Here is a 21,874-nt window from a genome sequence, read left to right as displayed (position 1 = left end):
GCCCTGACGAATGGCGGACACCGCGTCTCATCCAGTGGAAACCCCCTTTACCCATGGGTAGCCCGGCGTACCGTGAAATGCATGACGCGGCAGGTCGTACTTATTCCCCGCCGCGGCGAGTCCAGGTAGTCAGCACCTCGCCGCGGAGATCCCGCGCACCCCTCTGCTGACCGGTTCGCCCACCCGGGCTGGAGCCACCTGAGACCACCACACCGCACGCAACTCGAAAGACGTGAATCACCATGAGCGAAGACGCCAAGGCTGCCCGTCAGGCCCTGCAGGAGTCGATGGACCTGCGCGACCAGGGTCACACCGAAGACTGAGCCAGACCCGACGACGTCCGCGGCCGAGCCGCGACACCGTGACGACGGCCCCTGCCCTCCCGGGTGGGGGCCGTCGTCGGTTCAATAACTGAGACGCAGATTCCACATCACAAGACGGGTTCTAGGCTGACGACATGGCACAGACGCAGGTCAAGGACGCCTACTCCATCGCCGTGATCGGCGGTGACGGCATCGGTCCCGAGGTGGTCGCGGAGGGACTCAAGGTCCTCGACGCGGTCACCGGCGAGAGCGGTCCGAAGTTCGCGACGACCGAGTACGACCTCGGCGCCCGCCGCTGGCACGACACCGGCGAGACGCTGCCCGACTCCGTCCTCGAGGAGCTGCGCGGCCACGACGCGATCCTCCTCGGTGCGATCGGCGACCCGAGCGTCCCGAGCGGCGTCCTCGAGCGCGGCGTGCTGCTGCCGCTGCGCTTCGCCCTCGACCACTACGTCAACCTGCGCCCCGCCAAGCTCTTTCCCGGAGTGGCGAGCCCGCTCGACGTCGCGCGCGTCGCCCCCGACGGCATCGACTTCGTCGTCGTCCGCGAGGGCACCGAGGGGCCCTACACCGGCAACGGCGGCGCGCTGCGCGTCGGGACTCCGGCCGAGATCGCGACCGAGGTCAGCGTCAACACCCGCTTCGGGGTCGAGCGCGTCGTCCGCGACGCCTTCTCCCGCGCCCAGGCGCGCCCGCGTCGCCACCTGACCCTCGTGCACAAGCACAACGTCCTCACGTATGCCGGCCACCTCTGGCGCCGCACCGTCGAGGAGGTCGGAGCCGAGTTCCCCGACGTCGAGACCGCCTACCAGCACGTCGACGCCGCGACGATCTTCATGGCGACCGACCCCGGCCGCTTCGACGTCATCGTCACCGACAACCTCTTCGGCGACATCCTCACCGACATCGCCGCGGCGATCGCCGGCGGCATCGGGCTCGCCGCGTCGGGCAACATCAACCCAGCGCGCACGACCCCGAGCATGTTCGAGCCCGTCCACGGCTCGGCCCCCGACATCGCCGGTCAGTCCAAGGCCGACCCGACCGCCGCCATCCTCTCGGTCGGCATGCTCCTCGCGCACCTCGGCCTCGATGCCGAGGCGGGCCGGGTGGACGCGGCCGTCGCCGCCGACCTGGCTGAGCGTGGTGACGCCGTACGCAGCACGACGGCCGTCGGCGACGCCGTCGTGGCGCGCCTCTGACAGCGACGCCACACGGCATACGCCCGACGGGGCCTCGCCCGCGGGTGGCGGTGTCGGGCGCGTGGTGCGCCGCGCGGTCCGGACCGGAGCCCGTGGGCGGTGCCCGACTTCGTCGTCTCACGATGTGGGCGATAGCCTGACAACCGGATCACCGTTGATTTTGCTCCTGGAGGTTTGTCATGTCCCAGCTGTCCTTCGAGGTCAGGCGCCGCGACGACGTCACGTCGCCCGAGCGCATCGCCGAGGTCCTCGAGAACCCCGGCTTCGGCAAGACCTTCACCGACCACATGGTCGTCGCGACGTGGACCGCCGAGGGCGGCTGGGGCGACGCGCAGGTCAAGCCGTACGGTCCCTTCCAGCTCGACCCGGCGGCGGCGGTGCTGCACTACGCCCAGGAGATCTTCGAGGGCATGAAGGCCTACCGTCACGCCGACGGGTCGATCTGGACGTTCCGCCCCGAGGCCAACGCCGCCCGCTTCGCCCGCTCGGCCCGCCGCCTCGCGCTGCCGGAGCTGCCCGAGGCCGACTTCATCGAGTCGCTCCGCCAGCTCGTCGGCGTCGACCAGGCGTGGGTCCCCGCCGGAGACGCCGGGGAGAAGAGCCTCTACCTGCGCCCGTTCATGTTCGCCTCCGAGGCCTTCCTCGGCGTGCGTCCGGCCCAGCAGGTCACCTACTCCGTCATCGCCTCCCCGGCCGGCGCCTACTTCTCCGGCGGTCTCAAGCCCGTCACGCTGTGGATCTCCACCGACTACGCCCGTGCGGGCGAGGGCGGCACCGGCGCGGCGAAGTGCGGCGGCAACTACGCCAGCTCGCTCGCCGGACAGCTCGAGGGCATCGAGCACGGCTGCGACCAGGCCGTCTTCCTCGACTCCTCGACGCACACGTACATCGAGGAGCTCGGGGGCATGAACCTCTTCCTCGTGACCAGGGACGGCCGCATCATCACGCCGGAGCTGACCGGCACGATCCTCGAGGGTGTGACCCGCAGCTCGATCCTCGAGATCGCCAAGGAGCTCGACCTCGAGCCCGAGGAGCGGCGCATCCCGATCGAGGAGTGGAAGGAGGGCGCGGCCAGCGGCGACATCGTCGAGATCTTCGCGTGCGGCACCGCGGCCGTCGTCACTCCCGTCGGCGAGCTGCGCTGGGACGGCGGCTCCGTCGACCACCGTCGTGAGGGCCACGAGGACCGCTACGCCGAGGCCATCCGCGCCAAGCTCCTCGACATCCAGTACGGCCGCGCGGAGGACTCGCACGGCTGGCTGACCCGGCTCGTCTGAGTCGGGGGAGTGGCGTCCGTGGGTGACGCGCCGTTGCGGCGGCCGCGCCTCGTCGCCACCGACCTCGATGGGACGCTGCTGCGCTCCGACGGGCTGATCTCCCCACGCACGAGCGCTGCGCTGCGCGCGGCCGAGTCCGCCGGCATCGGCGTCGTCTTCGTGACGGCGCGTCCGCCCCGGTGGCTCGACCCGCTCGCCGACGCCGTCGGCGGGGACGGCACGGTCATCAGCGCCAACGGCGCCTTCGACTACGACGTGCGCACGCGGACCGTCGTCGCGTCCTACCCGCTCGACCGTGCACTGCTGCTCGAGATCGTCGCGGACCTGCGGGCCGCGGTGCCGGGCATCGGCTTCAGCGCCGAGCTGAGCGGCGGTGTGCACACCGAGCCGAACTACCCCGAGCTGCACCCCCGCTGGGTGCCGAGGGACCTCGTGCCGGCCCCCATCGAGGATCTCCCGCCCGACGCCGTCGTGGGCAAGCTGCTCGCTCGCACCGAGCACCTGCCCGAGGACGAGGTCATCCCGCGCGTGGCCGAGGTGCTCGGCGACCGCGCCCTCGTGCAGCACTCGGGCACCGGGGGGCTCGCCGAGATCTCGGCCCCGGGCGTGACGAAGGCAGCGGGCCTGGTGCGGTGGTGCGCCCGCGCCGGCATCCACCCCGCTGACGTGTGGGCCTTCGGTGACATGCCCAACGACATCCCGATGCTCGAGTGGGCCGGAGTCGGGTGGGCCGTCGCGAACGCCCACCCGGATGCCCGCGCCGCTGCGACCCGCACGTGCGCGTCCAACGACGAGGACGGCGTCGCGCGCACCCTGGAGTGGGCGCTCGGGCTCTGACCCCGGCGGCACGCCGGCTTCGAATGCCCGGTGATGCTGTCCGAATGGTCTGTTGTGGCTCCATTGGCCCGGTAACCGCACCGAAACACGTCGGAAAACGGCCTGTCCCAGCACAGAAGAGGTCCCTCCGAGGTCTGTTCGGCTGCGATGTGCGGCGCTAGCATCGGTCCAACTTCATACCGAAGATGGGAGTGCAGGGCATGGCTCAGGCAACTGGTCTCTCCGATGACGAACGCCGTCTGGCGGAACTCGGCTACAAGCAGGAGCTCGACCGCTCGTGGTCGGGTTTCTCGAACTTCGCGATCTCCTTCTCCATCATCTCGATCCTCGCCGGCTGCTTCACGACGTTCGGCCAGGGCTTCAACAACGGCGGCCCGATCGCGATCTCGTGGGGCTGGCCGATCGTGGCCGCCTTCATCCTCGTCATCGGTCTGACGATGTCCGAGCTCGTCTCGGCCTACCCCACGTCCGGCGGGATCTACTGGTGGGCCAACAAGATGGGCGGCGCCCGTGCCGGCTTCTTCACCGGCTGGCTCAACCTCATCGGCCTCGTCGCCGTCACCGCGTCCGTCGCCTACGGCTGCGCCACCTTCATCGACCTGGCCCTCAGCACGTGGTCCAAGGGCTACGCCGACGGCTACTCGCTGACGCGCGTCTTCTGGATCTTCCTCGTCGTGCTCGTCGCGGCCGCGGTGCTCAACATCTTCAGCGGCCACCTCATGGCCGTCATGAACAACGTCTCCGTGTGGTGGCACGTCGTCGGGGCCTCCGTCATCATCCTCATCCTCATCGTCGTGCCCGACAACCACCAGAGCTTCTCCTACGTCTTCACGGAGAGGTTCAACAACTCCGGCTACGCAGACGGCTCGACGAGCTCGCCCACCTACTGGCTCCTCATCGTCCCGTTCGGCCTGCTGCTGACGCAGTACACGATCACCGGCTTCGACGCCTCCGCGCACCTGTCGGAGGAGACCTCGGCCGCGTCCAAGGCTGCGGCACAAGGGATCTGGCGCTCGATCTTCTACTCCGCCATCGGCGGCTGGATCCTGCTCCTCTGCTTCCTCTTCGCGATCCCCAACGGTGCCGACGGCAAGCCGGACAACGCCGGCGTCGGCGGCGGCGGCGTGGCCTACATCTTCACGCACGCCATGGACTCGAAGTGGGCGGCCGCGATCCTCACGATCTCGGCGGTCGGGCAGTTCTTCTGCACGACCTCGTGCATGACGAGCGCCTCGCGCATGACGTTCGCCTTCAGCCGCGACGGTGCCGTGCCCGGCTCGCGCCTGTGGTCGACGCTGACGGGGGCGAAGGTGCCGGCCAACGCCGTCATGCTCGTCGGCGTCGTCAGCGCGATGATCACGCTGCCCGCCCTCGTCGAGGTCAACATCGGCACCGAGGAGGCGCCGCTCATCGTGCCGACCGCCTTCTACGCGGTCGTCTCGGTCGCCGTCATCGGCCTCTACCTGGCCTTCCTCATCCCGATCTGGCTCCGCTGGAAGATGGGCGACGCGTTCGTGCCCGGCTCGTGGACCAATGGGCCGAAGTACAAGTGGATGAACCTCGTGGCCGTCATCGAGATCGCGATCATCTCGATCTACTTCATCCTGCCGTTCGTGCCCGGCGGTGTGCCCTTCACCGACGGCTTCGAGTGGAAGTTCGTCAACTACGCCCCGATCCTCACGCTCGGTTCCCTGCTCGTGCTCGCCATCTGGTGGCGGGTCTCGGCACGTCACTGGTTCAAGGGCCCGAAGACCAACATCGACCCCGAGGTCGTCGACGCGTTCAGCGAGTGACCACGGAGCCGCGGGCCCGGCCGGACCCTGCTCCCGGTCCGGCCGACCAGCTCGCCACCGCCCTCGCTCGGCTGTCCCGCGCCGGACAGCCGAGCGAGGTGACGGAGCTCCCGGGTGGCCTGACGAACCACAACTACCGCGTGCGGACCGGCGACCTCGACGTCGTCGTGCGGGTGTCGTCGCCGACGAGCGCCCTGCTCGCCGTCGACCACGAGCACGAGTGGCTCAACTCGATCGCCGCGGCCGAGGCCGGGGTGGGTGCCCCGGTCGTCGACTACGTGCCCGGGGCCGGCATCCTCGTCGTCGAGTTTCTCCCGGGGCGCACGTATGCCGCCGCGGACGTGGGTGCCAACCTGCCCCGCATCGCAGCGTCCCTGCGCCGCCTGCACGCCGGCCCGCCGTTCGCCTCGCGGTTCGACATGTTCGACATCCAGAGGTCGTATGCCGCCATCGTCCGGGAGCGCGGCCTGCGGGTCCCCGAGGGCTACTGGCGGCTCGAGGCCGCAGCGGCTCGCGTCGAGCAGGCGCTGCGGGTCCACCCCGACCCGCTCGTGCCGTGCCACAACGACCTGCTCGCCGCGAACTTCCTCGACGACGGCGGGGAGGTGCGGATCATCGACTACGAGTACTCCGGCATCAACGAGGCGGCGTTCGAGCTCGGCAACCTCGTCAACGAGTCGCGGCTGGGCCACGACCTCCTCGTCGAGCTGGTCGACGCCTACCACGGCAGGGTCAGCGACCGACTGCTGGCGCGGGCCGAGCTCTGGGGACTGGCCGGGCAGTACGCGTGGACCCTCTGGGGCGCGATCCAGCACGGCGTCTCCGACCTCGACGCCGACTTCTGGGCCTTCACGACCGAGCGCTTCGAGCCGGCGGCGTCCCTGCTGACGAGTCTGCGTCTCGACACGCTCGTCGCCGCCGCCGTCGGTGACGATCCCGAAGGAGCCTCATGACCGAACTTCCCTCTCGCGCAGAGATCGTCGTCATCGGGGGCGGCGTCATCGGCGCCAGTGTGGCCTACCACCTGGCCCATCTCGGCCGCACCGACGTGCTCCTCGTCGAGCAGGGCAGCCTCTCGTGCGGGACGACGTGGCACGCCGCCGGACTCGTCGGGCAGCTGCGGGCGAGCGAGGCCGGGACCCGGCTCGTGCAGTACTCGACCGACCTCTACTCGCGCCTCGAGGCCGAGACCGGCCTCGGCACCGGCTACCGGGTCTGCGGCGGCCTGACCGTGGCCCGCACCCCGGAGCGTCTGGTCGCGCTGCGGCGCACGGCGGCCAGCGCGGCGGCATACGACCTCGACTGCGAGCTGCTGACGCCCGACCAGGCGCGCGAGCGCTACCCGCTCATCCGGGTCGACGACGTCGTCGGCGCCATCTGGCTCCCCGGTGACGGCAAGACCAACCCGACCGACCTCACCCAGGCCCTCGCCAAGGGGGCCCGGCAGCTCGGGGTGCGCATCGCCGAGCGGGTCCGCGTCACGGACGTGCTGACGCGTGACGGACGGGCCGCAGGGGTGCGCACCGACCACGGAGACGTCGAGGCCGACGTCGTCGTCAACTGCGCCGGTCAGTGGGCGCGGGCCGTCGGCGCGATGGCCGGGGTCAACGTCCCGCTCCACTCGGCCGAGCACTTCTATGTCGTGACCGAGCCGATCGAGGGCGTGCACCGGGACCTGCCCGTGCTGCGCGACCCCGACGGCTGGACCTACATCAAGGAGGAGGTCGGGGGCCTCCTCGTCGGCGGCTTCGAGCCCGAGGCCAAGCCGTGGGTGTCGCCCGACCGGATCCCGTACCCCTTCGAGTTCGCGCTCCTCGACGAGGACTGGGAGCACTTCGAGGTGCTCATGGAGAGCGCGATCCACCGCCTGCCGGTGCTCGCCGAGACCGGGATCCGCAAGTTCTACAACGGCCCCGAGAGCTTCACGCCCGACAACCAGTTCATCGTCGGTGAGGCGCCCGAGCTGCCGGGCTTCTTCGTCGGGGCGGGTTTCAACTCGGTGGGGATCGCGAGCGCGGGTGGTGCCGGACGCGCGCTCGCCGAGTGGGTGGTCGAGGGCGGTCCGACACTCGACCTGGTGAGCGCCGACATCCGTCGCTTCTCGCCGCTCGCCGGCAACCATGCCTGGCTGCGTGAGCGCGTCGTCGAGGTGCTGGGCCTGCACTACGCCGTGCCGTGGCCCAACCGCGAGCCCGAGACGGGCCGCGCGCAGCGGCTCTCGCCGGTGCACGACCGGCTCGTCGCCCAGGGGGCGGTGCTCGGGACGCGTAACCACTGGGAGCGCGCCAATGTCTTTGCGCCACAAAGCCAGTCGCCACGTCTCGACTACTCGTGGGATAGGCCGACCTGGGTCGACTGGTGCGTCGAGGAGCAGCGGGCGACGCGCGACGCCGTGGCCGTCTTCGACCAGACGTCCTTCTCGAAGTACCTCGTCGTCGGCGCGGACGCCGAGCGAGCGCTGCAGTGGATCTGCACCGCCGACGTCGCGGTCCCCGTCGGTCGCACCGTCTACACGGGCATCCTCAACGGTGGGGGCACGTACGAGTCCGACGTGACCGTGACCCGGACCGCCGACCGCGAGTTCCTCGTCGTCAGCAGCGCGGCCACCACCGTGCGCGACCTCGACTGGCTCAGGCGGCACCTGCCCGTCGGTGCCGACGCAGACGTCGTCGACGTCACGAGTGCGTATGCCGTCCTCGGCGTCATGGGACCGCGCTCGGCCGACCTGCTGTCGGCGCTGTCGGACGACTCCTTCGACGACGCCTCCTTCCCGTTCGGCACGAGCCGCGAGGTGCGTCTCGGGTCGGCCGTCGTGCGGGCGACGCGGATCACGTACGTCGGTGAGCTCGGGTGGGAGCTCTACGTGCCGACCGAGCTCGCCGTCGGCGTCTACGACGACCTCTTCCGTGCGGGCGCCGACGTCGGCGTGCGGCCTGCCGGCTACTACGCCATCGAGGCGCTGCGGCTCGAGAAGGGCTACCGCGCGTTCGGGCGCGAGCTGACGACCGAGACCGGGCCCGTGGCGGCGGGGTTGACCTTCGCCTGCAAGCTCGGCACGGACGTCGACTTCCTCGGGCGGCGGGCCGTCGAGGCCGCGAAGGCCGTGACCCCGCCGCGACGGGTCGTGTCGTTCGTCCTGGGGGACCCGGCGGCCTACCCGTGGGGCGGTGAGCTCGTCCTGAGGGACGGTCGACCCGTCGGTCAGGTGACGAGCGCGGCGTGGGGGGCGACCGTGGGGGCCGGCGTCGGCCTGGCGCTCGTGGGGGACCGTGGGACGGGCGGGGCCACGGCGGAATGGGTACGCACGGGGGAGTGGGTGATCGACCTGGCCGGCGAGCGGCACCCGCTCTCGGTCGGGCTGCGGGCGCCGCTCGACCCGCAGGGGTTGCGACTCCGGCAGGCTGGGTCCGACACGCCCTAATGGTTCTTTCTCAGACCATTGACGAGGTGGAGGTGACGGTATTGGATCGACACGTGAGCGCAGCCGAACGACAGCCGTCCCTGCCGGACGTCGTGCTGCGCCCCGCCACCGGCAACGTCTTCGAGGGCACCGTCGAACAGCTCGCGACGGCCATCCGGCTCGGCGTCTTCGCCCGCGGCGAGCAGCTCCCGCCCGAGCGCGAGCTCGCCGAACGGCTCGGTGTCAGCCGCAACACGCTGCGCGAGGCAATCGCCGCCCTGCGCGACTCGGGCCTCGTGACGACCCGACGCGGACGTGGCGGGGGCACCTGGGTCACCGAGTCGGCCGAGCTGCCCTCGAGCACCTCCGGCGCCTTCGTGCGCAGCGGCGCGGCCATGCGCGACGCCCTGACCTTCCGCCGCGTCGTCGAGCCCGGCGCCGCCTGGCTCGCAGCCACCCAGTCCCTCGCCGGCGACCAACGGGCGTGGCTCGCCGACAGCCTCGCCGAGGTCGACGACGCTCCCGACCCTGCCGCACACCGGGTTGCCGACTCGCGGCTGCACCTGGCCGTCGCGACCCTCTCCGGGTCGCCGATGCTCATCGACGCCGTGACGCGGTCGCAGGCGGCCCTGCACGACATGCTCATGGCGATCCCCGTGCTCCGGCGCAACATCGAGCACTCGAACGCCCAGCACCACCAGATCGTCGGGGCCATCCTCGGCGGGAACGCGGAACGAGCCCGGGCGGTCATGGAGGAGCACTGCGACGCCACCTCCGCGCTGCTCCGTGGCCTCATCGGCTGAGACGACAGGAAGGCACGACATGGCGCCCACACCCACGCTCACGCTCGACCGGCTCCGCGAGGAGATCGAGTCCGGAGACATCGACACCGTCGTCGTCGCCTTCACCGACATGCAGGGGCGGCTGCAGGGCAAGCGTCTGCACGGCCACTACTTCCTCGACCACGTGCTCGAGGACGGCACCGAGGGCTGCAACTACCTCCTGGCCGTCGACGTCGACATGAACACCGTCGACGGCTACGCCATCTCCTCGTGGGAGCGCGGCTACGGCGACATGTTCTTCGACCTCGACCTCGACACCCTGCGGCGCACGCCCGGCAGCCGTCACTCGGCAACCGTGCAGTGCGACCTGACGTGGCTCGACGGCAGCGGCGCCGTGGCGCAGTCGCCCCGGTCGGTGCTCAAGGCCCAGGTCGACCGGGCCGCCGGGCTCGGCATGGCCGCGCACTGCGGCACCGAGCTCGAGTTCATCGTCTTCCAGGAGTCCTACGAGCAGGCCTGGGACGCGAACTACACGGGCCTGACCCCGGCGAACCGCTACAACGTCGACTACTCGATCCTCGGCGGTGACCGCGTCGAGCCGCTGCTGCGCGAGATCCGCAACGAGATGTATGCCGCCGGCGCCGTCGTCGAGAGCGCCAAGGGCGAGTGCAACTACGGCCAGCACGAGATCGGCTTCCTCTTCGACGAAGCCGTGCGCACGTGCGACAACCACGTCGTCTACCGCAACGCCGCCAAGGAGATCGCGGCCCACCACGGCCAGTCGCTGACGTTCATGGCCAAGTTCGACCAGCGCGAGGGCAGCTCGTGCCACATCCACCTGTCGCTGCGCGGCCTCGACGGAGAGACCGTCTTCGTCGACGAGGAGCGCGAGCACGGGCACAGCGCGATGTTCGAGCACTTCCTCGCCGGCATCCTCGCGACCCAGCAGGAGCTGACCTACTTCTACGCACCGAACATCAACTCCTACAAGCGATTCGCGTCGGCAAGCTTCGCCCCGACGACGGTGGCGTGGGGCCGCGACAACCGCACGTGCGCACTCCGCGTCGTCGGCCACGGCGCCGGCCTCCGCGTCGAGAACCGCATCGGTGGCGGCGACCTCAACCCCTACCTCGCCGTCGCGGCCATGCTCGCCGGTGGTCTCCACGGCATCGAGCACGAGCTCGAGCTCGAGCCGGCGCTCGAGGGCAACGCCTACACGTCGGACAAGCCACGCGTGCCCTCGACGCTCCAGGAGGCCCGTGACCTGCTCGCCGGGTCGACCATGGCCCGAGCGGCCTTCGGGGACGAGGTCGTCGACCACTACGTCAACGCCGCCGACGTCGAGATCACGGCCTTCAACGCCGCCGTCACCGACTGGGAGCGCAGGAGAGGATTCGAGCGACTGTGACCACCACGCACGACGTCATCAACCCGGCCACCGAGGAGGTGGTCCGCACCGTCGAGCTCGCCTCGCTCGAGCAGACCGACGCCGCGATCGCCCGCGCCTCGGCCGCGAGCCCCGCGTGGCGCGCGGTGAGCCCCGCCGACCGGTCGCTGCTCCTGCGCCGCTTCTCGGACCTCGTCGGCGAGCACCAGGAGGAGCTCGCCCTGCTCGAGGTCGAGAACGCCGGCCACACCATCGGCAACGCACGCTGGGAGGCGGGCAACGTCCGCGACGTCCTCGCGTACTACTCGGGGGCGCCTGAGCGGCACTTCGGTCGGCAGATCCCCGTCGCCGGCGGCATCGACGTCACGTTCCGCGAGCCGCTCGGTGTCGTCGGCATCATCGTCCCGTGGAACTTCCCCATGCCGATCGCCGGCTGGGGCTTCGCGCCGGCTCTCGCTGCCGGTAACACGGTCGTGCTCAAGCCCGCCGAGCTGACCCCGCTGACCGCCGTCCGCCTCGGTGAGCTGGCCCTCGAGGCCGGGATCCCCGAGGGGGTCTTCACCGTCGTCCCCGGCAAGGGCACGGTCGTGGGGGAGCGCTTCGTCACGCACCCCGACGTGCGCAAGGTCTGCTTCACCGGCTCCACGGCCGTGGGCCAGCGGATCATGCGCGGGGCCGCCGACCAGGTCAAGCGCGTGACCCTCGAGCTCGGCGGCAAGAGCGCCAACATCGTCTTCGCCGACTCCGACCTCGAGCTCGCCGCGGCGCGAGCCCCCTACGGCGTCTTCGACAACGCCGGCCAGGACTGCTGCGCGCGCAGCCGCATCCTCGTCGAGCGCAGCGCCTTCGACACCTTCATGGAGCACTTCGAGACGGCGGTGCGGGGCGTCGTCGTCACCGACCCTCGCGACGAGGCAGCGGAGATGGGCCCGCTCATCAGCTCCGGGCAGCGCGACACGGTGCGCTCCTACGTCGAGGAGGCCACCGAGGACGTCGACGTCGCCTTCCGCGGGGAGGCCCCCGAGGGCAGCGGCTACTGGTACCCCGCGACGGTCGTCCTGCCGCGCTCGACGACCGACCGGGTCTGGCAGGAGGAGGTCTTCGGGCCCGTCGTCGCGGTCATGCCGTTCGACGACGAGGCCGACGCGGTCGCCAAGGCCAACGACACGGCATACGGCCTCTCGGGGTCCATCTGGACCCGCGACATCGGTCGTGGCCTGCGGGTCGCGCGTGGCGTCGAGGCCGGCAACCTCTCCGTCAACTCGCACAGCAGCGTCCGCTACTCGACGCCGTTCGGCGGCTTCAAGCAGAGCGGGATCGGGCGCGAGCTCGGCCCCGACGCGCTCGACGCGTTCTCCGAGGTCAAGAACGTCTTCATCTCGACCGACTGACGGTCGACATACCAACACGCAGATCCACTGGGCTGGAGGGAATCCACATGGCAGGCAGGCTCGACGGCAAGGTCGCGGTCATCACGGGCGGGTGCTCGGGCATCGGTCTCGCGACCGTGCGGCGGTTCGCCGAGGAGGGCGCGAAGGTCGTCATCGGCGACCTCGACGAGGCGAACGGCACCCGCATCGCCGAGGAGGTCGGCGGCACCTTCGTGCGGGTCGACGTCGTGAGCAAGGAGGACGTCGACGCGCTCTTCCGCACGGCCAAGGAGACGTACGGCTCGGTCGACATCGCGTTCAACAACGCCGGCATCAGCCCGCCCGAGGACGACTCCATCCTCGACACCGACCTCGACGCCTGGCGCAAGGTGCAGGAGGTCAACCTCACGTCGGTCTACCTCTGCTGCAAGGCAGCCCTGCCCTACATGCTCGAGCAGGGCAAGGGCTCGATCATCAACACGGCCTCTTTCGTCGCCGTCATGGGCGCGGCGACGTCGCAGATCTCCTACAGCGCGAGCAAGGGCGGCGTGCTCTCGATGTCCCGTGAGCTCGGCGTGCAGTTCGCCCGGGAAGGGGTCCGCGTCAACGCGCTGTGCCCCGGTCCGGTCAACACCCCCCTCCTCCAGGAGCTCTTCGCCAAGGACGAGGAGCGTGCCGCACGGCGGCTCGTCCACGTCCCGATGGGCCGTTTCGGCGAGCCGGAGGAGATGGCCAACGCCGTGCTCTTCCTCGCCTCCGACGAGTCCAGCTTCATCACGGCGTCGACCTTCCTCGTCGACGGCGGCATCTCGGGCGCATACGTCACGCCGCTCTGAGGCGAGTGGGAGGCTGGAGCAGGAGGTCGTCATGGGTCGTCCGGTCATCGGGATCACCGCCTACGTCGAACGCGCGTCGTGGGGTCGCTGGGTCGACGTGCCCGGAGCCCTCGTGCCGCACCGCTACGTCCGACAGGTCGAGGAGGCGGGCGGGATCGCGATCGTCATCCCGCCGCGCCCGGACTTCGACGACGGGACGGCGCTCGAGATCGTCGCGCGCCTCGACGGCGTCATCCTCGCCGGTGGGGTCGACGTGGCGCCCGAGCTCTACGCGGACGAACGGCACGCCTCCGTCCAGGCCTCGCGTCCCGACCGTGACTCGACGGAGCTCGCCATCGCCCGGGCGACGGCGGGAACCGACGTGCCGCTCCTCGGCATCTGCCGGGGGATGCAGGTCATGGCGGTCGCGGCCGGTGGGCTGCTCGAGCAGCACGTGCCCGACCGCGTCGGCCACGACGAGCACTCACCGGCGCCGGCGACGTACGGCAACCACGCAGTGCGCACCGTCGCGGGGACCCGGCTGGCCGAGATCCTCGGCGAGGAGGCCGACGTGCCGAGCTACCACCACCAGTCCGTCCTGACCCATCCGGGCTACGAGGCCTCGGCGTGGGCCGACGACGGCACGCTGGAGGCGATGGAGGACCCGGACGCCTTCTTCCGGCTCGCGGTCCAGTGGCACCCGGAGGTCGGCACGGACCCGCGCCTCTTCCGGGCCCTCGTCGAGGCCGCCGCCACCAGCCGATGACGGATGCCGTCCCGCCCGGTCGAGGTGAGGTCGGCCCCGGGCGGGTGGCGGGATCACCTCGAACCGCGGAGTGGGACGGCGGTCCCACGATCCGGACGCGGTGTTTCGCGGATGTTTCGCGAGCCCTACCGTGAGCGTGTGATGAAGCGACCCGTGCCTACCGGCACCCTCATTATCGAATAGCGCGACGAGCACCCCTCGTCGCGCAGACCTCCCAACCCTGGGGGGTCTTTTTGTTTCCCGAACCACCCCGAGGGAGACACCGCGTAGGCCACCACCCCGGCCGCCGCGACACGAGAAGAGACCGGGACGCCTCCCACACCCGCGTCGCCGGCCCCTGGACAGGCGGTCGGCCGAACCCCCGAGATCGAGGACAATGAAGGCCATGGAAGCGCTGCACGTCTACGACACCACCCTGCGCGACGGCGCCCAGCAGGAGGGGCTCAATCTCTCGGTGTCGGACAAGCTGGCCATCGCCGGGCTGCTCGACGATCTCGGGGTCGACTTCATCGAGGGCGGCTGGCCCGGAGCCAACCCGAAGGACACGGAGTTCTTCGAGCGGGCCCGCACCGAGCTCGACCTGCGTCACGCGACCCTCGCCGCCTTCGGGGCCACCCGTCGCGCCGGCGGGGTCGCGGCGGAGGACCCCCTCGTGCGTGCCCTCGTCGACTCCGAGGCGTCGGTCGTGTGCCTCGTCGCCAAGTCCCACACCGGCCACGTCGAGCGGGCCCTGCGCACGACGCTCGAGGAGAACCTCGAGATGGTCCGGGACACGGTCGGCCACCTCGTCGGCCAGGGTCGCCGCGTCTTCCTCGACTGCGAGCACTTCTTCGACGGCTGGCACCTCGACCGCGACTACGCCCTCTCGGTCGTGCGCACCGCGCACGAGGCCGGCGCCGAGGTCGTCGTGCTCTGCGACACCAACGGGGGCATGCTCCCGCACCAGGTCGAGGAGGTCGTCGCCGACGTCATCGCCTCGACCGGCGCCCGCGTCGGCGCCCACTGCCACAACGACACCGGCTGCGCGGCCGCCAACTCCGTCGCGGCCGTCCGGGCCGGGGCGACCCACGTCCAGGGCACCGTCAACGGCTACGGCGAGCGCACCGGCAACGCCGACCTGCTCACGGTCGCCGCCAACCTCCAGTTCAAGCTGGGGCTCGACGCCATGGAGCCCGACGCGTTCCGCCGGGCCATGCACATCGCGCACGCCATCAGCGAGGTGACCAACGTCCCCGCCTACAGCCGCCAGCCCTACGTGGGCGCCAGCGCCTTCGCGCACAAGGCCGGTCTCCACGCGAGCGCGCTCAAGGTCGACCCCGACCTCTACCAGCACATGGACCCGTCGCTCGTCGGCAACGGCATGCGCACCCTCGTCTCCGACATGGCCGGGCGGGCGAGCATCGAGCTCAAGGCCCGTGAGGCCGGCCTCGACCTGTCCGACCGCCCCGACGTCGTCGCCGCCGTGCTCGCCGAGGTCAAGGACCTCGAGCTGCGCGGCTGGACCTTCGACGCCGCAGACGCGACCGTCGAGCTGATGCTCCGCGAGGCGCTCGAGCCGGGCTGCACCGACTACTTCGAGGTCGAGTCGTGGCGGGTCATCACCGACTCCTCGGGCGAGGGGGACGCGACGTCCGAGGCGACCGTCAAGCTGCGCGCCGACGGTGCCCGCCTCATCGCGACGGGCGAGGGCAACGGTCCCGTCAACGCGCTCGACCACGCCCTGCGGGAGGCCCTGGCTCGCGCCTACCCGGAGATCGAGAAGATCGAGCTCATCGACTTCAAGGTGCGCATCCTCGACGCCTCGCACGGCACCGACGCCGTGACGCGCGTGCTCATCGAGACCTCCGACGGAGAGACGTCGTGGGACACCATCGGTGTGGCCGGCTCGATCCTCGCCGCGTCGTGGCGTGCCCTCACCGACGGCATCGTGCACGGTCTGCTGCGTCAGGGTGTCCCGAGGCGCTGAGCAAGCCCGGGCAGCCAGCCGGGAGCGTCGGCGGCGAAGGTCGCCGCGTCGTGGCGCGGGGCACCGAGCGGCACGGCGCCGACCAGGCCCTCGGGGAGCGCGCCGAGGTAGTCGCGGTTCGTCGTCTCGATGAGGTCGGGGTGCTCGGGCCACGCGCCGATGACGATGCCGAGTGGCCGGACTCCTCTGTGGAACAAGGCTTCTCGCGTCAACATGGTGTGGTTGAGGGTGCCCAGCGCAATGCGGGCCACGACGAGCACGCCGCTGTCGGGCAGGACGGTCGCAAGGTCGGCCAGCGTCTCCCCGGCGTCGGTGAGCTCGACGAGCAGACCGCCCGCGCCCTCGACGACGACGAGGTCGTGGCGTACGGCCAGGTCCGCGACGCGGGCCACGTGGTCGGCCAGGGTGGGCAGATCGGCGCCCTCGAGCGCGGCCGCCGGCCTCGGCGCCATGGGCGCCCGAAGGCGTACGCCCTCGACGACCGCCACGCCGGTCAGGCGCTCCACCTCGGCCATGTCTCCCGGCTCGCCGGGTGCCACCCCGGTCTGCGTGGGCTTGTATGCCGTGACGCTGAGTCCGGCGGCTCGTGCCGTGGCGACGACGGCCGCCGTGACGACGGTCTTGCCCACGTCGGTGTCGGTGCCCGTGACGAGGACGACGCGGGGAAGGTGCACCTCAGTCATCGTCGCCGTGCGGTGGGATGGACCCGAGTGGCGAGGGTGGTGCCGGTGGTTGCACACCCTCGACGGCCGCGACCGACGGGAGGCCACGGACGGGGGAGGGAGCGTCCCCTGCCCGTGGCCCCTCGACGGTAGCGGGGTCGGGAGCCCCGCCGTGAATCGCGGCTGCCCGGGCCACGAGTCGGGCGGCCTCGTAGAGGTCGTCGCCGGACAGGTCGGCACGGGCCGTGATACGGAGGCGGGACACGCCGTCGGGCACGCTCGGTGGCCGGAAGCAGCCGACGAGGACACCCTGGGCGCGCAGGTCGAGGGCCGCGGCGACGGCGCTCTCGGGCGACGGCATCGGCAGCGACTGGACGGCTCCGGCCGCCTGATGGATGCCACAGATCGCCGCGATGGTGCCGGCGTTGGCGCGGACCGCGGCCGCCAGGCTCGGGTCGTCCGCGACGAGGCCCGCGGCGGCGCAGGCTGCGGCCGCCGACGCGGGCGCGAGCCCGGTGTCGAAGATGAAGCTGCGCGCGGTGTTGACGAGGTGGTGACGCACCGTGGTCGGGCCGAGCACGGCGCCGCCCTGGGATCCCAGCGCCTTCGACAGGGTCAGGGTCACGACGACGTCGCGGGCCCCGACGAGGCCGAGCTCGTGGACGAGGCCGCGGCCGTGACCGGCCACCCCGATGCCGTGCGCCTCGTCGACGACGAGCAGGGCGCCGTGACGGTGGCAGACCTCCGCGAGGGCGCGCAGGGGCGCGGCATCGCCGAGGACGGAGTAGATCGACTCGACGGCGACGAGGACCCGCCGATCGGGCCGTGCTGCGAGCTCGCGGTCGAGGGCTGCGGCGTCGTTGTGGGCGAACGTGGCGTAGGGGACCCGGGACATCCGGGCGGCGTCGTGGAGGGAGGCGTGCGCGTGGGCGTCGAGAAGGATCTCGGCACCCCGCCCACTCAGCGCGGTCAGCACCCCGAGGTTGGCGGCATACCCCGTCGAGAAGGCGAGCGCGCTCGCCTGGCCCGTGAGGCGGCACAGGGCGGCCTCGAGGTCACGGTGGACGGGAAGGGTGCCGGTGACGAGCCGGCTCGCCGTCGCCGAGGCGCCGTAGCGCTCCAGCGCCTCGTGGGCGGCCGCCACGACACGCTCGTCGCGGGACAGGCCGAGGTAGTCGTTGGAGGCGAGGTCGAGCGGGTCACGCGACCCGCGCCGCGGACCGCCCAGACGCAGGACGGGGTCGAAGCGCTCGGTGCTGCGCTCGGCCCGGAGGTCGGAGCGCTCCGCCAGCCACGCGTCCCAGGCGCTCATCCGTGGACCTCTGCAACGGCGCCGACGACCCCTTCGGCGATGACACGGACGTCGTCATCCGTGCAGACGTAGGGCGGCATCGTGTAGACGAGGTCCCGGAAGGGGCGCACCCAGACACCACGCCGCAGTGCTGCGCGGGTGACGCGGGCGACGTCGACGGGCGACGTCAGCTGAACGACGCCGACGGCTCCGAGGGTGCGCACGTCGGCGACCTGGGGGAGTGACGCCGCGGGAGAGAGGTGCTCGGCGAGAAGGCGTGCGACGCGGGGGACCTGGTCCTTCCACGTCGCCTCGACGAGCTCGACGGAGGCATTGGCCACGGCGCAGGCGAGCGGGTTGGCCATGAAGGTCGGGCCGTGCAGGAGGGCTCGGAACGCCGATCGGGTGATCGCGTCGCCGACCTCGCGGGTCATGAGCACCGCTGCGAGAGAGAGGTATCCACCAGTCAGAGCCTTGCCGACGCAGATCACGTCGGGGGCGACGTCGGCCCACTCCGCGGCGAAGAGGCGACCGGTGCGACCGAAGCCGGTCGCGATCTCGTCGACGACGAGGAGCAGGCCGTGGTCGTCGGCGACCTCGCGCAGCACCCGGAGGCAGTCGGGGTGGTAGACGTGCATGCCGCCGGCGCCCTGGAGGACCGGTTCGACGACGACGGCGGCGAGCTCGTCGGTGTGGGTCTGCGCGAGGAGGCGCACCTCGGCCGTCCAGAGGTCGAGAGCGGAGCGGTCCGTCTCCCAACGGTCCTCGCCGGTGGGCGTGGTGACGAGGCGTGCGGCCGGGGGCCTCGGGGCGAAGACCTGCCGGGCCAGGGCGCCCGGGAAGGCCGAGTGCATGCCGTCGACGGGGTCGCACACGCTCATCGCGGCGAAGGTGTCACCGTGGTAGCCACCGCGCACGGTGAGGAAACGCTGGCGGTCGGGGCGTCCGCGCGCGGCCTGGTACTGCAGGGCCAGCTTGAGGGCGACCTCGACCGAGACCGAGCCGGAGTCGGCGAAGAAGACGTGGGCCATCGGGCCGGGGGCCATCGTCGTGAGGCGCTCGGCGAGCCGGACCGCGGGCTCGTGCGTCAGTCCGCCGAACATGACGTGGCTGAAACGGTCGACCTGCTCGTGGGCCGCGGCGTCCAGGACCGGGTTGCGGTACCCGTGGACGGCGCACCACCAGGAGGCCATCGCGTCGACGACCTCGAACTGCTCGCCGTCGGGGGCCGTGAGGGACAGCCGCACGCCCGAGGCGCCCTCGACGGCATACGGCTCGGGTCCGTCGAGCGGGGCATAGGGGTGCCAGACGAGCCCGCGGTCACGGGTGGCGAGCGGCGATCCCGGGGCTTCAGGCATTGGCGGGAAGGTCCGTGCCGGCCCCCCGACGCCGCTTCGCCGGGTCGTGCGTGGCGACCGGGACGCCGCTCGGGACGGAGGTGGGCGCGTCGGCGCCGAGGACGACGAAGCCGTGGTCGTGGATCAGCTCGAGGTCGGCCTCGGCGGCCTGGCCCTCGGATGTCAGGTAGTCGCCGAGGAAGATCGAGTTGGCGACGTGGAGGGCCAGGCCCTGGAGTGAGCGGAGATGCATCTCGCGACCTCCGGCGATGCGGATCTCCTTGTCGGGGTTCACGATCCGCGCCATCGCGAGGATGCGCAGGCAGCGTCCGGGCGTGAGCTCCCACGTGCCCTCGAGCGGCGTGCCGTCGAAGGGCATGAGGAAGTTGACGGGGATCGAGTCCGACCCGAGGTCGCGGAGGGCGAAGAGGGCCTCGACGAGCTGCTCGTCGGTCTCGCCGAGGCCGGCGATGAGGCCCGAGCACGGTGACAGGCCGGCGTCCTTGGCCTTGGTCACGGTGTCGACGCGGTCCGCGTACGTGTGGCTCGTGACGATGTCGTCGTGGTGCGACTCGGCCGTGTTGATGTTGTGGTTGTAGGCGTCGACGCCGGCCTCTCGCAGCCGCTCGGCCTGCCCGTCCTTGAGCAGCCCAAGGCAGGCGCAGACCTCGACGTCAGGGTGCTCCTGCTTGAGCGCGCCGACCATCCCGGCCACCCGTTCGACGTCGCGGTCCGTGGGGCCGCGTCCGCTGGAGACCATGCAGATCCGGGTCGCGCCGCCGCGCAGTCCGGCGGCCGCCTGCTCGATGGCCTCGGCGGGCTTCAGCCAGGTGTACTTGAGGATGTCCGCCTGCGAGCCGAGCCGCTGCGAGCAGTAGTGGCAGTCCTCGGGGCAGAGGCCCGACTTGAGGTTGACGAGGTAGTTGACCTTGACGGTGTTGCCGAAGTGCTTGCGGCGCAGGCGTGCCGCGGCCGCGACGACGGCCAGAAGCTCCTCGTCCGTGGCGCGCAGGACGTCGAGGGCGTCGTCGGTGCTCGCGGGGGTGCCGGCGAGGACGGCATCGGCGAGATCGTCGAATCGGCGGGTCATGCGGGCTCCTTGCGCGCGGCGTTGAACGGTGTTCAACTTGAACGGTGTTCAGTATGCCGAGTCGCTAGGCTCGGCTGTCAACGCGGGTCCGCCGGACCCGCATGCCGAGGTCAGGGGGGCGTGTGGCACTGAGTCGGGAGCAGGTCGTGGCGACCGCCGTCGACCTGCTGCGGCGCTACGGGCTCGGTGACCTGTCGATGCGTCGTCTCGCCCGCGAGCTCGGCGTCGCGCCCGGCGCCCTCTACTGGCACGTGGCGAACAAGCAGGAGCTGCTCGTCGAGGTGGCTGACGTGCTCCTCGCCGAGATCCCACTGCCGACGGGCGACCGCCCGCCGGCCGAGGCGCTCGTGGGCCTGGCCGTCGCCGTCCGCGACGCGCTCGTGCAGGTGCCGGATGCTGCCGACGTGGTCGGGCTCGCGTATGCCGTCGAGCCGGGTGCCGCGCGGGCGCTCCGCGAGCTCGCCCGGCTGGTCCACGACACCGGCGCACCAGCGTCCGAGCGCGACGAGGTGGCGGCACTCGTCGTGCACCACATCCTGGGATCCGTTGCGGGGCAGCAGGATCGAGCACTCGCGGCATCGGTCGACCCCGACCTGCCGGCGCCGGACGCGACGACCGAGGCCAAGGCCTTCGAGGTCGGACTCGCCGTCATCGTCCGGGGGCTCGCGGGCTCACGCCAGGCGCTCGGGACGTCGTAAGTGCTGGGCGGTCCAGGCCCCGCCCAGCACCACCCCCTGAAAGGGTGGAGATCGTCGACGCGCGTGCCTGGACCTTCGCCGACACCCTTCAGAGCACGCGGGGTAGCGCCTGATACGCCGCACATGACTTTTTCTCCACGCCCCTGCCCGACACCCGGTCTTGGCATGCTGGTGCGATGCCGCTACGTACGACGAAGCACTGGTTCGGCGTCGTGCTCGACGCTCCCGACGCGTCCGCCCTGGCGCACTTCTACGAGCGCCTGCTCGGCTGGACGCTCTACAAGGACACCCCGGGCTGGGCGACGCTCGCACCCTCGGAGACCCACGGCTACAACCTCTCGTTCCAGACCGAGCCGAACTACGTGCGACCGGTCTGGCCCAGTGAGCCGGGGAAGCCGATCATGATGCTCCACCTCGACCTCGAGGTGGACGATCTCGACGCGGCCGTGGCATACGCCGTCGAGGTCGGGGCGGAGCTCGCTGAGCTCCAGCCCCAGCAGGACGTGCGGGTGCTGCTCGACCCTGCCGGCCATCCGTTCTGCCTCTACGTCGACGACTCCGACTGACGCGGATTTCGCTCTGCGCGAGCCGAATCGGCTGTGGACAGGTCTAGTAGGGAACGTCGGACTCACATAGAATAGAACACATGTTCTGCATATCTGCTTAGGTGAAGTCCGGTATGCCGGTTTCTGGCTTGAGCAGGCCCTTGAGCGGGTGCGGGTCGGTGTCGACGGCTTGCTCGAGCAGCCGATAGAAGAGCAGTCCTCGTGACTTCGCGTTGCGGCGGTTGAACCGGAAGGTGTACTCGTCGAGGTAGTAGGGCAGGTGTGCCTCCTCGACGCGGAAGTGCAGGGTGCCGATCAGCCAGCGCTTGAGCAGTG

At 71.2% G+C, this 21,874-nt stretch carries 18 protein-coding genes and 1 pseudogene; 14 read left to right on the top strand and 5 right to left on the bottom strand.

Going from position 1 to position 21,874, the window contains the following annotated elements; all coding sequences use genetic code 11:
- Positions 1–457: 457 nt before the first annotated feature.
- The 12 genes from AC1DW8_RS09160 to cimA all read left to right on the top strand — a co-directional run bounded on the left by AC1DW8_RS09160 (position 458) and on the right by cimA (position 15,915).
- Positions 458–1,522, top strand: a complete 1,065-nt coding sequence (locus AC1DW8_RS09160) for a 3-isopropylmalate dehydrogenase (RefSeq protein WP_056770247.1) — start codon at positions 458–460, stop codon at positions 1,520–1,522.
- Between the two features lie 179 nt (positions 1,523–1,701).
- Positions 1,702–2,799 (top strand): branched-chain amino acid aminotransferase, encoded by a 1,098-nt coding sequence (locus AC1DW8_RS09155; protein WP_056824475.1) that lies wholly within the window; start codon positions 1,702–1,704, stop codon positions 2,797–2,799.
- A gap of 18 nt (positions 2,800–2,817) precedes the next feature.
- The gene (locus AC1DW8_RS09150; RefSeq protein WP_478093456.1) at positions 2,818–3,636 is read left to right on the top strand and encodes a Cof-type HAD-IIB family hydrolase; all 819 of its coding nucleotides are present in this window, start codon (positions 2,818–2,820) and stop codon (positions 3,634–3,636) included.
- 200 nt (positions 3,637–3,836) lie between these two features.
- Positions 3,837–5,429, top strand: coding sequence for an amino acid permease (locus AC1DW8_RS09145; RefSeq protein WP_056772476.1), 1,593 nt, complete (start codon positions 3,837–3,839; stop codon positions 5,427–5,429).
- Entirely contained in the window at positions 5,426–6,382 is a 957-nt protein-coding gene (locus AC1DW8_RS09140; protein ID WP_056824481.1) for a choline/ethanolamine kinase family protein, read from the top strand. The genes AC1DW8_RS09145 and AC1DW8_RS09140 overlap by 4 nt, the downstream gene beginning before the upstream one ends.
- Positions 6,379–8,850: a GcvT family protein gene (locus AC1DW8_RS09135; RefSeq protein ID WP_478093453.1), complete on the top strand. Its 2,472-nt coding sequence runs from the start codon at positions 6,379–6,381 to the stop codon at positions 8,848–8,850. The genes AC1DW8_RS09140 and AC1DW8_RS09135 overlap by 4 nt, the downstream gene beginning before the upstream one ends.
- Positions 8,851–8,903: 53 nt before the next feature.
- Complete coding sequence (locus AC1DW8_RS09130) at positions 8,904–9,632, top strand: FadR/GntR family transcriptional regulator (protein ID WP_478093451.1); 729 nt, start codon at positions 8,904–8,906, stop codon at positions 9,630–9,632.
- A gap of 19 nt (positions 9,633–9,651) precedes the next feature.
- A complete protein-coding gene (locus tag AC1DW8_RS09125; RefSeq protein ID WP_056770237.1) occupies positions 9,652–11,019 on the top strand; it encodes a glutamine synthetase family protein in 1,368 nt (455 codons plus the stop codon).
- Entirely contained in the window at positions 11,016–12,389 is a 1,374-nt protein-coding gene (locus tag AC1DW8_RS09120; RefSeq protein WP_478093448.1) for an aldehyde dehydrogenase family protein, read from the top strand. The genes AC1DW8_RS09125 and AC1DW8_RS09120 overlap by 4 nt, the downstream gene beginning before the upstream one ends.
- Before the next feature lie 47 nt (positions 12,390–12,436).
- The gene (locus tag AC1DW8_RS09115; protein ID WP_056770230.1) at positions 12,437–13,204 is read left to right on the top strand and encodes a 3-oxoacyl-ACP reductase; all 768 of its coding nucleotides are present in this window, start codon (positions 12,437–12,439) and stop codon (positions 13,202–13,204) included.
- Positions 13,205–13,235: 31 nt separating this feature from the next.
- Positions 13,236–13,949: a gamma-glutamyl-gamma-aminobutyrate hydrolase family protein gene (locus tag AC1DW8_RS09110; RefSeq protein ID WP_056824487.1), complete on the top strand. Its 714-nt coding sequence runs from the start codon at positions 13,236–13,238 to the stop codon at positions 13,947–13,949.
- Positions 13,950–14,334: 385 nt separating this feature from the next.
- Positions 14,335–15,915 (top strand): citramalate synthase, encoded by a 1,581-nt coding sequence (gene cimA, locus AC1DW8_RS09105; RefSeq protein ID WP_056824490.1) that lies wholly within the window; start codon positions 14,335–14,337, stop codon positions 15,913–15,915.
- Here cimA and bioD read toward each other — a convergent pair.
- The 4 genes from bioD to bioB are packed head-to-tail and all read right to left on the bottom strand — an operon-like array spanning position 15,894 to position 20,295.
- The gene (gene bioD / locus AC1DW8_RS09100) at positions 15,894–16,598 is read right to left on the bottom strand and encodes a dethiobiotin synthase (protein WP_478093444.1); all 705 of its coding nucleotides are present in this window, start codon (positions 16,596–16,598) and stop codon (positions 15,894–15,896) included. The two genes, cimA and bioD, sit on opposite strands and share 22 nt — an antisense overlap.
- Positions 16,591–17,889, bottom strand: coding sequence for an 8-amino-7-oxononanoate synthase (locus AC1DW8_RS09095; RefSeq protein ID WP_478093442.1), 1,299 nt, complete (start codon positions 17,887–17,889; stop codon positions 16,591–16,593). The genes bioD and AC1DW8_RS09095 overlap by 8 nt, the downstream gene beginning before the upstream one ends.
- Positions 17,886–19,226, bottom strand: coding sequence for an adenosylmethionine--8-amino-7-oxononanoate transaminase (gene bioA, locus AC1DW8_RS09090; RefSeq protein ID WP_478093440.1), 1,341 nt, complete (start codon positions 19,224–19,226; stop codon positions 17,886–17,888). Before bioA ends, AC1DW8_RS09095 begins: the two co-directional genes overlap by 4 nt.
- Positions 19,219–20,295 (bottom strand): biotin synthase BioB, encoded by a 1,077-nt coding sequence (bioB, locus tag AC1DW8_RS09085; protein WP_478093438.1) that lies wholly within the window; start codon positions 20,293–20,295, stop codon positions 19,219–19,221. The genes bioA and bioB overlap by 8 nt, the downstream gene beginning before the upstream one ends.
- Before the next feature lie 122 nt (positions 20,296–20,417).
- Between bioB and AC1DW8_RS09080 the strand changes: the two genes are divergently transcribed.
- Both AC1DW8_RS09080 and AC1DW8_RS09075 read left to right on the top strand, forming a co-directional pair.
- Positions 20,418–20,993 carry a TetR family transcriptional regulator gene (locus tag AC1DW8_RS09080; RefSeq protein WP_478093436.1) on the top strand — a complete coding sequence of 192 codons (576 nt, stop codon included), beginning with the start codon at positions 20,418–20,420 and terminating at the stop codon, positions 20,991–20,993.
- A 176-nt stretch (positions 20,994–21,169) separates the two neighbouring features.
- Entirely contained in the window at positions 21,170–21,559 is a 390-nt protein-coding gene (locus tag AC1DW8_RS09075) for a VOC family protein (protein ID WP_056770203.1), read from the top strand.
- 97 nt (positions 21,560–21,656) lie between these two features.
- Here the strand turns inward: AC1DW8_RS09075 and AC1DW8_RS09070 are convergent.
- Positions 21,657–21,874 (bottom strand): annotated as a pseudogene (locus tag AC1DW8_RS09070) (IS1595-like element ISUnb3 family transposase); the annotation flags it as partial.

Source organism: Terrabacter sp. P2_E3 (genome assembly GCF_056403915.1).
The sequence above is the reverse complement of the archived record's forward strand: the minus strand, read 5'-3'. Positions and strand labels throughout refer to the sequence as shown.

Excerpts from the sequence above, each read along its gene's own strand:
- AC1DW8_RS09160 (WP_056770247.1), top strand. The coding sequence starts at position 458 with ATGGCACAGACGCAGGTCAAGGACGCCTACTCCATCGCCGTGATCGGC.
- AC1DW8_RS09155 (WP_056824475.1), top strand. The coding sequence starts at position 1,702 with ATGTCCCAGCTGTCCTTCGAGGTCAGGCGCCGCGACGACGTCACGTCG.
- AC1DW8_RS09145 (WP_056772476.1), top strand. The coding sequence starts at position 3,837 with ATGGCTCAGGCAACTGGTCTCTCCGATGACGAACGCCGTCTGGCGGAA.
- AC1DW8_RS09135 (WP_478093453.1), top strand. The coding sequence starts at position 6,379 with ATGACCGAACTTCCCTCTCGCGCAGAGATCGTCGTCATCGGGGGCGGC.
- AC1DW8_RS09125 (WP_056770237.1), top strand. The coding sequence starts at position 9,652 with ATGGCGCCCACACCCACGCTCACGCTCGACCGGCTCCGCGAGGAGATC.
- AC1DW8_RS09115 (WP_056770230.1), top strand. The coding sequence starts at position 12,437 with ATGGCAGGCAGGCTCGACGGCAAGGTCGCGGTCATCACGGGCGGGTGC.
- AC1DW8_RS09110 (WP_056824487.1), top strand. The coding sequence starts at position 13,236 with ATGGGTCGTCCGGTCATCGGGATCACCGCCTACGTCGAACGCGCGTCG.
- cimA (WP_056824490.1), top strand. The coding sequence starts at position 14,335 with ATGGAAGCGCTGCACGTCTACGACACCACCCTGCGCGACGGCGCCCAG.
- bioD (WP_478093444.1), bottom strand. The coding sequence starts at position 16,598 with ATGACTGAGGTGCACCTTCCCCGCGTCGTCCTCGTCACGGGCACCGAC.
- AC1DW8_RS09095 (WP_478093442.1), bottom strand. The coding sequence starts at position 17,889 with ATGAGCGCCTGGGACGCGTGGCTGGCGGAGCGCTCCGACCTCCGGGCC.
- bioA (WP_478093440.1), bottom strand. The coding sequence starts at position 19,226 with ATGCCTGAAGCCCCGGGATCGCCGCTCGCCACCCGTGACCGCGGGCTC.
- bioB (WP_478093438.1), bottom strand. The coding sequence starts at position 20,295 with ATGACCCGCCGATTCGACGATCTCGCCGATGCCGTCCTCGCCGGCACC.
- AC1DW8_RS09075 (WP_056770203.1), top strand. The coding sequence starts at position 21,170 with ATGCCGCTACGTACGACGAAGCACTGGTTCGGCGTCGTGCTCGACGCT.